This window comes from Rhodococcus aetherivorans (assembly GCF_011058165.1).
Lineage (GTDB): Bacteria > Actinomycetota > Actinomycetes > Mycobacteriales > Mycobacteriaceae > Rhodococcus > Rhodococcus aetherivorans.
On sequence record NZ_JAALEG010000081.1, the window covers coordinates 1 to 12,543 of the forward strand.

The 12,543-nt window shown below is 69.3% G+C and carries 10 protein-coding genes; all 10 read right to left on the reverse strand.

What is annotated here, in order from left to right; translation table 11 throughout:
• On the reverse strand, window positions 1-567 hold a 567-nt coding region (locus G6039_RS23955; protein WP_164528132.1), incomplete at its 3' end, for an LLM class flavin-dependent oxidoreductase.
• Between the two features lie 70 nt (window positions 568-637).
• The gene (locus tag G6039_RS23960) at window positions 638-1,105 is read right to left on the reverse strand and encodes an RDD family protein (RefSeq protein ID WP_043802316.1); all 468 of its coding nucleotides are present in this window, start codon (window positions 1,103-1,105) and stop codon (window positions 638-640) included.
• Complete coding sequence (locus tag G6039_RS23965) at window positions 1,102-1,893, reverse strand: hypothetical protein (RefSeq protein WP_043802318.1); 792 nt, start codon at window positions 1,891-1,893, stop codon at window positions 1,102-1,104. Before G6039_RS23965 ends, G6039_RS23960 begins: the two co-directional genes overlap by 4 nt.
• Before the next feature lie 75 nt (window positions 1,894-1,968).
• A complete protein-coding gene (locus G6039_RS23970; RefSeq protein ID WP_043802321.1) occupies window positions 1,969-2,451 on the reverse strand; it encodes a GTP cyclohydrolase II in 483 nt (160 codons plus the stop codon).
• 140 nt (window positions 2,452-2,591) lie between these two features.
• Window positions 2,592-4,394, reverse strand: coding sequence for a sigma-54-dependent Fis family transcriptional regulator (locus G6039_RS23975; protein ID WP_006945521.1), 1,803 nt, complete (start codon window positions 4,392-4,394; stop codon window positions 2,592-2,594).
• A 108-nt stretch (window positions 4,395-4,502) separates the two neighbouring features.
• Window positions 4,503-5,315, reverse strand: a complete 813-nt coding sequence (locus tag G6039_RS23980; protein ID WP_043802326.1) for a hypothetical protein — start codon at window positions 5,313-5,315, stop codon at window positions 4,503-4,505.
• A gap of 116 nt (window positions 5,316-5,431) precedes the next feature.
• On the reverse strand, window positions 5,432-7,759 hold the full coding sequence (locus tag G6039_RS23985) for a hydantoinase B/oxoprolinase family protein (protein ID WP_006945517.1): 2,328 nt from the start codon (window positions 7,757-7,759) through the stop codon (window positions 5,432-5,434).
• Between the two features lie 24 nt (window positions 7,760-7,783).
• A complete protein-coding gene (locus tag G6039_RS23990; protein WP_006945516.1) occupies window positions 7,784-9,910 on the reverse strand; it encodes a hydantoinase/oxoprolinase family protein in 2,127 nt (708 codons plus the stop codon).
• A 30-nt stretch (window positions 9,911-9,940) separates the two neighbouring features.
• Window positions 9,941-10,363, reverse strand: a complete 423-nt coding sequence (locus G6039_RS23995; protein ID WP_006945515.1) for an acetone carboxylase subunit gamma — start codon at window positions 10,361-10,363, stop codon at window positions 9,941-9,943.
• A gap of 53 nt (window positions 10,364-10,416) precedes the next feature.
• Complete coding sequence (locus G6039_RS24000; protein WP_043802328.1) at window positions 10,417-12,336, reverse strand: hydantoinase/oxoprolinase family protein; 1,920 nt, start codon at window positions 12,334-12,336, stop codon at window positions 10,417-10,419.
• Window positions 12,337-12,543: the final 207 nt, after the last annotated feature.

Here is a 12,543-nt window from a genome sequence, read left to right on the forward strand (position 1 = left end):
CGCCCGGCCCGCATACCGCGCCACCACCGGACCCCCCGCCGCGATGTACACCGGGATCCCGCCGGCGGGCACGTCGTAGATCGACGCCCCCTTCGTGGTGTAGTACTCGCCCTCGAAATCCACCCGCTCCCCGGTCCACAGCTCGCGCATCAACGCCACCGACTCCCGCAACCGCGCGAACCGCTCCTTGAACTCCGGCCACACCCCCGCATACCCGGTGGCGATCTCGTTGAGCGCCTCCCCGGTGCCGACCCCGAGCATCACCCGTCCCGGATACAGGCACCCCATCGTCGCGAACGCCTGCGCGATCACCGCCGGGTTGTACCGGAACGTCGGGGTCAGCACCGAGGTCCCCAACTGCAGCCGCGAGGTGCGCTCACCGACCGCGGTCATCCACGCCAACGAGAACGGCGCATGCCCCCCGTTGTGCCGCCACGGCTGGAAATGATCCGACACCGTCGCCGAATCCATCCCGTGTTTCTCCGCCAGCACCGCCAACTCCACCAGCTCCCGCGGCCCGAACTGCTCCGCCGACGCCTTGTACCCCAACTTCAGACCCTGCGACACCACGAACTCCTACCCGTCTACGAATCCGGCCGGGTTCGAGTATGCCCAGACACCTGTGACGGACGCGACGTCACCTCTCGGCCTCGGCCAGATGCAGGTCGGGTTTCCAGTCGTAGACGACGCTGGTGCGCAACAGGATGTCCTGCAGGGACCGGCGGCGGCGATCCACCGCCACCCACAGCAGCCCGAACCCGAACATCACGCACAGCCCGGCGCGCAGCCCCGCCCGGACCCATCCGACGAGGTCGCCGTTGCGGCTCACCATCCGCAGCCCCATCACCACCGCGCCGACCGTGCGACCGGTGGTGGCCCAGCACACCGTCAGGTACAGCGACGCGACACCGACGAACACACCGACGGACAGCAGAACGTGTGCGTCGGGGAAGGAGAACTCCTGCGGCGAGAACAGCAACCGCACGAGTACCACGGCGAGATAGATCCCGCCCATCACGGTCAGGACCACGCCGAGGTCGATGGCTGCGGCGATGCCCCTCGTGACGATTCCGGCGGGTCGGTGGGATGGTTCCCGGTTGCTCATGCCGGTTCTTCCGGGATCTCGGCGCGCCCGAACAACCGGCCGACGAACCCGGATACCGCGTCGTCGGCGTGCATACCCTGGCTGCGCACGCCGCGCATCGCCTCGGTGGACATGGATCCGGTCGATTCGCGGATGATGGTCGGCAGGTCGACGCCTTCGATCACCGCGTTCGCCAGGCCGATGAGGTCGACTCGCCCGATGATCGCGTCCACGTCGATCGTCGCGGCGACGGCGTCCAGGTCGACCCGATCGATGATCGCGCCCACGTCGATCGTCGCGGCGACGGCGTCCAGGTCGACCCGATCGATGATCGCGCCCACGTCGATCGTCGCCGCAACCGCATCCAGGTCCACCCGATCGATGATCGCGCCCACGTCCACCCGTTCCGCCACCGCGTCGATGTCCACGCGGTCCAGGATCGGTGCGATGTCGACGCGCGCCGCGATCGCGTCCAGGTCCACCCGACCGACGATCCGCTCGACGTCGACGCCCTCGGCGACGGCATCGAGGTCGACGTGGTCCCGCACGACGGCGGTGATGTCGACCTCGTCCAGCGCGGCGCTCACCACCCGGCGCACCACAGCGCGCAGCAACCGGTCCGCGATCTCGTCCCCGGCGCGCAGGGTCTCGGCGCCGCGCGCCTCGAGCGCGACGAGCGCGGGGTCCACACCCGGTAGACGACGTGCCGCGTCGACACCGAACAGGAGCATGCGACGAATCCCGTCGCCCACGGTCGCGGCGGCACCGACCGCCACGCGTACCGGGTCGGGGCCGGTCCTGCCGTTCATACCGACATCAAAGCCCTCCGGCGCCCGAAATGCACGTGGTTCGCGATCGGCCCGTCCGAGGGTCGATCGGGCGGTTCACGCGGAGCGGTCCAGCTGCGGCGCAGCCCGGAGCGACGCCGGGCCGAATTCGACGGTGACGGACACGGCACCGGAATGCACGAGGAGGGCATGCACCGCCCCGCTGTACCGGCTTCGATGGTCCGCGAGGCGCCGCACATTCGGTACCGGAATTGCGGGGGCCTCCGACACGGGCAACAGGATCTCCGCGTCGAGCCGGCTGCGGCTCCCCTCGATCAGCAGGCCCTCCGCGACCACCCAGCGAACCGGCACATCATGCCGCTGCTGCACGTCGCCCACCACCAGCGCCACGTGCTCTTCGTCGTCGTCCACGACGGTGAGCAGACGCCCTCTCCGGGTTCCGACCGTCAGCGGCACGTCCGATACGAGCTCGGGACCGCCCGAGTCGATCCCCGACTGATCGTGGAACGGACATCCGTTGGTGCGCAGGACCATTCGCCTCGTGTTCCAGCTGAAGAACGGCTCGTCTGTGGTGTTCACGACTCTCGTTCCTCCTTCACGCAGTCGACGAGATGTGCTATCTCCATCTTCGGCGGGAGGAGCGGTCGCGAACTGTCCCAGATCCGGACAGGGATCCTCGTCGCGGCAACCGGCGCGGCGCGACGATCGCCCGTAGGTGACTACTCGCCGGTGAATCCGAACAGAGTCAGCTTCCGGTACAGCGACGACCGCGAGATTCCCAGCGCGCGCGCAGCGTGCACACGGTTGCCTCCGGTTTCCCGCAGGATCTTGGCGATGAGATCCCGTTCGGCGGACTCGACCGCGTTGAGTTGCCTGCGCGGACCGTGCCGGCACCATTCGGGCAGGTCCTCGACGGTGATGGCGCCCGCAGGCCGTTGTGCGACGGCGCTCCGCAGGGCCGCCTCGACCTCGTGGATGTTGCGCGGCCACGGATAGCGCGCCAGCACCCGCATGGCGTCGGGAGCGACCGCTCGGCTCTGCGATCCGCTGATCTTGCGGAGCACCTGCGCCACGACCCCGGCGATGTCGTCGGTGCGGTGCCGCAGCGCAGGAACGTGCACGGTCCGGTCGAGCGCCGCCAGCAGCGGTGCCAGGGTCTCGGACGGCGGCTCCTCGGATTCCTCCATGGTGGCCACGACGAAGATGTGCTCGGGGACGGGTTCCGCCAGGGTCTCGGCCAAGGTCGTCGTGAGCGGGGCGGGCATGGCCTGGATGTTGCGCAGCACGTACAGGGTGGGGTTGGTGGAGGACACCGTGAGCCCGGACAGGTCGGTCTCGCTCCCGTCCACGAGGATGCTCCGCCCCCCGGCGTACAGGGAGTGGAAGATCTCCGACGCGAGAGACGCCTTCCCCGTGCCCGGTTCGCCGGTGAGGAGCAACTTCGCCCCGGCGGACAGGGCCTCCTCGATCTCGTTGCAGGCGCGCATCCACAGAGCGGAGGAACCGCTCGAGCGCAGACGATCGGTGCCGGCAGCGGCCAGACCGACCCGCCCGGAGTGCAGCCGGTGCTCGCGGACCCGGTTCGGAACGGACGGAAGCGGTGCCGCGGCCGCGGCCGCCTCGGAGACCTCGACGAGGTATCCGGCGGTGTCCTCGCCCGCCAGGATCCGGGTCGCGCGAACCCGGACGGACAGGCCGGTGCCCAGCTCGACCAGTTCGTCGATGCGCGCGCGGTGCCCGATGACGTAGTCGACGTGTTCACCGACACGGCGTTGGTCCTCCGGCGCGAGGAGGGTGTGGGCGAGCGGATTCGCGAGCGACATCGCGCTCCCGATCGCCATGAGGGCCGTGCCGCCGCGAGCGTCGGCCCGCACGAACGCGTCGAACAGCGCGTGCTGGCGGGCGCTCCGGTCCCGGAACAGATTCTGTTCGATCTCCGCCGCCGCGGTCCGCACGACGGTCGTGAGCAGCGGCGAGGAATGCTCGGTGAGGCAACTGATGTCGATGACGCCGGCGACGCGTCCGCTGAACGGGTCCCGGATCGGCGCCCCGGAGCAGGCGAACGGCTGGAACCGTTCGTGGAAGTGCTCGGCGCCCTCGATCTGCACCGGGCGCCCGGATTCCAGCACGGTGCCGACGCCGTTGGTGCCGATCTGCCCCTCGCAGTAGTCGAATCCCGGCGCGAGGGAGACATGGTCGAGCAACCGTCCGATGGCGCGGGCCCCGTCGAGGCGCATCAGCACCTGTGCCTTGGCGTCGGTCAGGGCGATGCTCACCGGGACGTCGACGGTCTCCTCCGCGAGGCGGTCCAGGACCGGCAGCGAGCACTGGACCAGCCGAGAGGTCCGGTCCACCTCCCCCGCGAACCGGACCTCCCCACCGGACGGTCGCACGCCCGCCGCGGCGGAGCGCCGCCACGACGCGGACACGACAGAGGAGACCAGCGAATCGTCCGGTTCGCCGGAGTCGAGGAATCCGGCCCGGGCGACCGCCACCCGCAGCCGTCGGTCCGCGCTCTTCATCGGGCGCCTCGCCCCGGCACTCTCGTGATGCACGTCACGCCTCCAGGGTAGCGTCCGCCCCCGGGCCGGTGCCCCTCCCCGCGGCACCGGTGTGCAGGTCGTCCACGTTCAGGCACCGTGGCCGTCGAGCCGGGCCAGCCGGGCGAGCACCGTCTCCGGGACCGCGTCCGCCGGCAGGTGCGCGAGCCGGAACGCGCCGCGGGCGTCCGGTACGGCAGTGTCGTCGGCGAGCCAGTAGCCGGAGCCGAGGACGTCACCCTCGTGCGCGCCGACCGAGACGGTGTCCTCGCCGCGCAGTCCGATCTCCCACCGGTAGTGCGCAGCCACGTTCGTCACCGGCACGTACGACTGCGGATCGACCGGCGGTAGCGCGGCGGCATCGGCGCCGGGCGCGATCCGCTCGTCGAGCAGGACCGCCGAGACCGGCACCTCGGCGAAGCCGCGCAGCCAGTCCGCGACGTACATCGCCGCGGCCTCGACACGGTCCGCGTCCAGGTCCGCGACGTCTCCGGGGTGGGTCGCCGCCAGCCAGGCCCGCGGCGAGGGGATCTGCAGCACCAGCGGCAGCCGGGTCGTGCCGGCCACGGTGGCGGCGAGCGTCGCCACGGCGCGGGCGGTCGCGGCGTCCGCCAGCAGTGCCCGCAACGCGTACCCGGTCCGGGACCGTGCGGCCATCGCCTCGCGCAGGCGCGGGTCGTCCGCCGCGAGGCGGTAGTACTCGCCGAGATCGAGCAGCGTGACGTCCGGTCGCAGCAGCCCGTGGGCCTGGTTGAGGAAGTTCGACAGCGCGGTGGGATCCTCCCAGGGCACCGGGTTGCCGCGGAGCAGGACCCGGCGGCTGTAGTCGAGATGGTCGACGACGAGCGGGACCCGGCGCCCGGAGACCGGCGCGTCGAGTACGGCGGGAAACGAGATGGTCATGTTTCTGACTCCAGGGAGTGGGTGCCCGCACGGTGAGGGGAGCACACGTGCGGGCACCCGGCTTGGGTGGATCCGGTGGCCGGAGCCGGCCGGAACCGGCTCCGGCCGGACCGGTTTCAGGACTTGCGGTGGACGATCTCGCCGTGCTTGGACTCGAGTTCCTTCACCCGGGCCGTGAGCTCGGCGATCTTCAGCTCCCGCCGGTCGGGCATCATGATGATCGGCATCTTGTCGATCGTCGTGGTGACCCGCTCGGCGCCGTGCACGGTGAAGTGCGTGGCGGTCAGTTCCTCGGTGTCGCCCCAGGATCCGTAGTACAGCAGGTCCTGCGGAGGTTCGGGCGTCACGAACTTCTCGACGAACTCGCCGTAGGGCACACCGCGGGAGAGCCGGTCGCGCCGCATCGACGCGCGTAGCGTCTCCGTGGCGTCGACGTCCACGACGAACGTGTCCGGCGCGTACACGACGCCGTAGATGTCGTGCGCCACCTTCGCGGAGATCCGGTCGATCTCGAGATCCGCGACCACGTCCTCCGGGGCGCGTTCGAGCGGATCTCCGTACCCTCCGCCCGTGCCCTGCGAAATCATGTACAGCTCACCGTCCTTGGCGACGTCGAACTGCAGACCCATGTGGCTGGTGCTGTACTCGGCGCCCTCGAAGGGCTGTTCGTTCATCACCTTCTCGATGGACAGGTCGAACCGTTCCGGGTTGCGGCGCAGCTCGTCGTAGACGTTGACGCCCTTGACCGTCGCGAGCGGGTAGGTGTTGCAGCCGTACCCGCCGAACTGTCCGCTGATGGAGGAGAACTTGGCACCGGAGGTCACCGTCATGAAGCCCCACAGCGGGGTGCCCTCGGCCGCCACGATCATCTCGTAGCCCATGCCGCCGCGGTACTTGCCGAAGCCCTGGTTGTCGCGGACGATCCGCTTGCTCACCAGCTGCATGAAGGGCACCTCCTCCTCCATGACCTCCTGCTCGGCCGTGTCGGCCATCGCGCAGAAGAGCGGGGAGACCGCGTCCTCGCCGTCCCGGAACGCCTTGGCGCCGCCGCCCATGCCGTTCAGGTCGGCGCACAGGTTGCCGACCTGGTCGCCGTGCTGGGTGACCCCGCCCCACAGGAAGGTGTTGATCTGGTTGAACCAGGGCGCGATGACGTTGGAGAACTTCTCCGGGTTGGAGAATTGCAGCTTGGCCCAGGGATTCTGGAGCGCCGAGAAGCCGCGGAAGGAGGCCTGCAGCGACTGGCCCATGGGGGCGTCGTAGCCGGCGTCGGACCACGTGTGCTCGTCGGAGATGATCTCGATCGGGCTCATCGCGGAGGTGCAGCGCGGCAGGTCCGGCCACCAGAACGCGAGGATGGCCTGCATCATCATCGACTTGACCGAGCACAGCGGCGAGTTGATGGCCCGGTTCAGGATCTCCGGTCCGCTGCCCCGCAGGTCGATGGTCATCTTGTCGCCCCGGACCGTGATGGAGCAGGCGAGCTTGATGAGGATGTTCTCCTTGAGGGTGGAGTCCATGAACTGGTTGAACCGGACCGTGCCGTCGGGCAGTTCCCGGATGCGCCGGCGCACCTCGGCCTCGACGTCCTCGACGGTGATCCGCAGCGCCGCGACGAACGTTTCCACGCCGACCTCGTCGATGATCTTGTCGACGCGTTCCTGGATGCGCTGGACCGCACCGATCTTCACCTTCAGGTCGGCCAGCTGGAGCTTCGGGTCGCGGACCGAGTGCTGCAGGAAGGTGAGCAGGTCGCGGCGCAGCTCGCCGCGCTCGACGATCTTGAACGGGCTCATCCGCAGACCGTCGTCGAACGGGGTCTCCGAGCCGGAGGGCATGCCGCCCGGTTCGCAGGCGCCGTTCTCGCCCTCGTGGATCGTGGCGGCCACCCAGGCGATGATGCGGTCGTCCCGGATGATCGGCATGATCATCGACTGGTCGGTGTTGTGGACGTTGCCGAAGCGGGCGTCGTTGTGGATGAACCCGTCGCCGGGGTGGATTCCGACGGTCGGCTCGTCCTTCCAGTACTTCATGATGTACCGGATGGGGTGGTGCAGGATCGCGGAGAAGGCGATCACGCCGTGGCAGGACAGGTAGGTGACGTCCCCGGCCGCCGTGTAGATGGCCGTGGTGAGGTCGCCCCACTTGGCGCCCGGTGCCGCGCCCATCGCCTCGCACATCTCGAAGCCCTCGTCGAGGGCGCCCGCGAGGCGCTTGCGGATGCGGTCCACCTGGAGGGGGTCGACCCCGTCGGCGAGGCATTCCTGCTCGAACTCGCTGCGGGAGGTGATGTGGTGCGAACGCATGATCTCCCGGTCCGGCCCGAGGAACAGCGTCGTCTCGTCCATGAAGTCGTCGACCCACTGCTGCTCCTGCTCGTTGAGCGAAGCGGTTGCGAGGCGCTGCTCCGCAGCGGCTGTGAGGTCGTCGTGAAGTGCGGTCATGGCTGTGTCTCCTGTGTTTCTGCGCTAGTCCTTGAGGAACCAGACGGCGCCCTGCGGTGAGGGTTCGAGGCGCCAGCCCGGCTCGACGAGGTAGGTCGTGTTCTCGGTGGTGACGATCGCCGGACCGGGAATCACGTGGTGGTGACTCAGCGCGTCGGCGTCGTAGATCGCGGTGGTGATCGCCCGGGGATGCGCGACGAAATGGACGTCGCGGTGCCCGACCGGCGTCGGCAGCGTCCGCTCCCCGTCGTGGTGCAGGGAATCGAACTCGACGGTCTCACCGTTGACGTAGGACGCGACCCTGATGGTCTGGACGCGGATGCCGGCCTCGGGTGCGGCCGACCCCTCGCCGTAGCGCTTGGAGTAGATGTCGGAGAACGTACGGATCAGGTGGAGCACGTCACCGACGCCGTGGATCCGGTTGATGTCGAAGGCCACTGCCGTCGTCACGAGCTGGTTGCCGTAGCGCAGGTCCATCTCGAGGCGGTGCTCGATCGCCCCGTCGCCGACACCCTGGCGTCGCAGATCCTCCGCGCCCCGGGCCTCGAGCGCGGCGACGATGTCGTTGAATTCGTCGTAGCTGTCGTAGAGCCCGCGGGTGGTGGCGTTGTAGAGCACCACGTGGACGCCGCGCTCGTGGATGTGCAGCTGCTTCATGTTGCCGGCGCCGCAGGCGGAGAACACCGAGGAGAACGGCGGGGCGAGGATCTTGCGGATGCCGGCCTGGTCGGCGATCCCGCACGCGTGCAGCGGGCCGTTGCCGCCGTACGCGAGCATGGTGAAGTCCTCCGGCAGATAGCCGCGCACCCGCAACTCCTTGGCGATGCCGATCGCCATCTGCTCGTCGACGGACCGCTTGATGACCTTGGCGACGTCGATGACGTCGAGGTCGAGCTCGTCGCACAGCTGTTCCTCGACGGCGAACACCGCCCGCTTGCGGTTGAGCTTGATGAAGCCGTTGGCGTAGTTGTCCGGATCGAGGTAGCCGAGCAGCAGGTCGGCGTCGGTCACCGTGGGCCGCAGCCCGCCGCGGTCGTAGCAGGCCGGACCGGGGTCCGAGCCGGCGGACTCGGGCCCGAGCCGGACCGAGTGGTGGATCCGGTCGTAGCTTGCGATGGAACCACCACCGGCACCGAGGGTTTCGAGGTGGATCATCGGGACCGAGACCAGCCAGCGGTCGATCGTGGGCTGGAAGTCGTAGTGCTTCACGCCGCCCGCGGGTACCAGCCCGATGTCGAAGGACGTGCCGCCCATGTCGGTGGTGATGATGTTGCCGATCCCCGAGGACTCCGACAGATGCTCGGCGGCACTGACACCCGCGACGGGACCCGAGTGGATGGTCTGCAGGGCATCGGTCGAGTTCATCTGGGCCATGCCGCCGGAGTTGTGGATGATGAGCATCGGCTTGTCGTAGCCCGAGTCGCGCAGGTTGTTCGCGAGCTGGCTCATGGCGTGGAACATGATGCCGTGCAGGAAGCCGTCGACGATGGTGGACGTCGCGCGGACGTACTCGCCCTTGCGCCCGGAGACCTGGTGGCCGAGCAGTACCGGGATCGCGCCGAGCTGATGCTCCGGGTACTCCTCCTGGATGATCTCCATGATCCGCAGCTCGTGGGTGGGATTCTCGGTGGCGTTCACCAGCGACACCACGAGCGCCTGCGCACCGGCGTCGACGAGTTCGCGCACCATCGTGCGCACGTTCTGCTCGACGAGCGGAACGACGATCTCGCCGGCGGAGTTGACCCGCTCCTGGACCGACCGGATCAGGCTCCGGTGGACCAGCGGTTCGGGCCGCTCCGCGGCCGGCAGGTTCTGCTGCATCGACGGATCGAGTCCCTCGCCGTATCCGCGGCCGCGGGAGAGCGGGATGGTGTCCTCGAAGCCGTGGGTGACGATGGCACCGACGCGCGGGCCCTTGCGTTCGATGAGGGCGTTGGTGCCGAGCGTGGTCGCGTAGCGGACCGAATCCACCTGGGACAGGACGTCGTCCCGGTCCAGCTCGGCTCGGCGGCAGGCGAGGTCGAGTGCCTCGTTGAATCCCTGCGCCAGGTTGTGGTGGGTGGTGAGGGCCTTGGCCTCGACGTACTTGTCGTCCCAGGCGAAGAAGCAGTCGGTGAAGGTGCCGCCGATGTCGACGGAGATTCGTTTCATGGTGACGAGGTTCCTTGCGGGTCGCGGTGACTAGTGGTGGTTGTGGCGCCGGCCTTCGAACTCGCCCTCGGCGTCCTGGCCGGGGCCGTACGTGACGACCTGTCCGGGATCGGTGCCGCGTTCGAGCCACTGGGCGCGCAAGGCGTCGACGTCCCATTCCATGTCGACGGTCGGGGGGTGTCCCGGCGGGATGTACTCGGTCTCGATCTGGGTGCCGCAGCCGGGGCAGTAGTACTCGAGGATGCGGCAGTACGCCGGGTCCGGCGAGAAGGTGAACTCGTAGCGGTCGGGATCGATGATCGGCTGGTGGATCTCGCGCGGGTCGCGGTCGTAGACCAGGGTGCCTTCCTTGTAATTGCCGCGGGCGCTGCCGAGTTCGTGCCGGCACACCCGGCACACCCACAGTTCGCTGTCGAGGTCGATGACCAGGTATTCGGTCATGGGGATCTGCATGTCGTGCATCCTTCGAACGAGCCTGCGGTCGAACAGGCTTCGGGCTCTGTCGGTCAGTGGGTGTCGGTGAGCAGCAGGTCGCCGCCGGCGGTGACGTCGAACTTCCAGCCCTCCTGCACACGGGCGGTGAAGAAGGGGCCTTCGACGATGGCCGGGCCCTCGGCGGTGGCGCCGGGCTCCTGGTCGGCCAGCGCGAACACCGGCACCGCCCGTCGGCCGCCGGCTCCGAGCACGGTGCGCTCCCCGGCCGCCCGGGGATCGCGGGCCTCGGCGAAGGAGCCGTGCGGGAGCTCGATCCGGTTCATCCGGCGGGTGGCCACCAGGGTCAGCGCGGTGGACGCGCCGGGCAGGAGCTCGACGCACTCGCCGGGTTCGTACGACGCCTCGTCGACCGTGGCCCCGTGCGCATCCTCGGTGGTCAGGGTCCAGGACAGTTCGCAGTCGGTGAGGGCGTGCCCCTCCTGGAACATGTCCCGTTCTGCCTTGGCCAGCAGGTCGGCCACGGCCGCGGCGAGCGTCGCCTCCGCCGTGTCCGCGACGTCGGCCTCGTAGCTCTGCCCGATGTCGGAGAACCCGATCCCGAAGGCGGAGAACACCGCCGCGAGCTTGGGGACGAGCACGCTGCGCACGCCCGCGACCCGCGCCGCGCCACACGCACTCATCGGGCCGGCGCCGCCGAACGCGGCGATGGTGGTCTCGTCGGCCTCCGACACCGCGGGCGCGACGGCGTTGCCCATCGCGGTGAAGTACGCCTGCTCCATCGCGAGCAGCGCCTCGTCGAGGGTGAGGCCGAGAGGTTCGGCCACCGTGGCGGTGACGACGGCGCGGGCCCGGTCCGCGTCGAGGGTGAAGTCGCCGTCGAGGTAGGTGGTGGGGTCGAGGACGCCGAGGAGGAGGTTGACGTCGGTGATGGTGGCGGACGTGCCGCCGAAGCCGAAGCAGGCCGGTCCGGGTGCCGCACCGACGCTTTCCGGTCCGACGGTGATCGCCCCGTCGGTGACGGTGATGATGGAGCTGCCGCCGATGCCGGCCGACTCGACGTTCGACATCGGGAAGGAGATCGGGATGCCGGCGATCGAGCCGCGGCGGTCGGTGAGGATCTCCCGCCCGGCCACCGTGCCGATGTCGGTCGTGGTGCCGCCGACGTCGATCATGAGAACGTGCTTGAGGCCGTAGATCTCGGCGAGCGCCCGGGTGCCTTCGAGGCCGCCGCGCGGGCCGGACGAGTACGTCTTGAGGGCCACGGACTTCGCGACGCGCGAGGAGGCGCCGTCGTTGCGGTAGATCAGCAGCGGGTTCTTGACGCGGTGGTCGCGCAGCCGGTGCTCGGCGTTGTAGAGGAACCGTTCCATCGTCGGGTGCAGGAACGTGTTGATCACGGCCGACCAGACCCGCCGGGCCGGCGTGCGGTCGGTGGTGAAGTCCCACGAGTACAGGAACGGAACCGAGCCGAGCAGGTGGCGCGGGAACTTGCGCAGCAGGATGCCGCGCAGCTTCCGCTCGCGTCCGTCGTCGGTGTCCCCGACGGCGACGACGATGCGGGCGGCACCGTCGGTGGTGAGACGGTTGACCCGGGCGACCAGCTCCCCCTCGAGGTCCGCGGCCTCGGCGTCGACGACGGCCACCCGGGCCCCGACGAGGTCGTCGAACAGCGCCTGCTGCTCGGGGGTGCGGCGCAGCTCGTCGACGAGGTCGGCCGAGTCGGTGATGATGCCGATGCGGGGGCCCTTGCGCTCGACGAGCGCGTTCGTCCCCTGCGTGGTCGAGTAACGGATGTGCGCCGTCGAGTGCAGCAGTGCAGGCAGGTCCTCGGCTCCGTAGATCTCCTTCGACACCTTCGTCAATCCGTCGAACAGGCACTGCGACAGATCGAACGGTGTGGTGAGGGTCTTGGTGAAGCTGAATTCGTGGCCGTCCCAGGCGCAGATGTCGGTGAGCGTGCCACCGTTGTCGATGTTGATGAGTCTGTCCATCGGGTGTCCCCCGTTTCGGGTTGCGGTGATGCGGTTCGAATGAGGAAGAGCATGCGGCCGGACCCGAGGATGTGAAGTGTGCCACTTTCGGACACCCGCTATGACGTGGCTCATCTCCCGCCCTCGGACGCCCCTCGACCTGCGGATTCGAGCGCGCGTCGCCGGAACGGGACCGTTCGGCCCCCGAACCGGCGGGAGGGGTGGGCG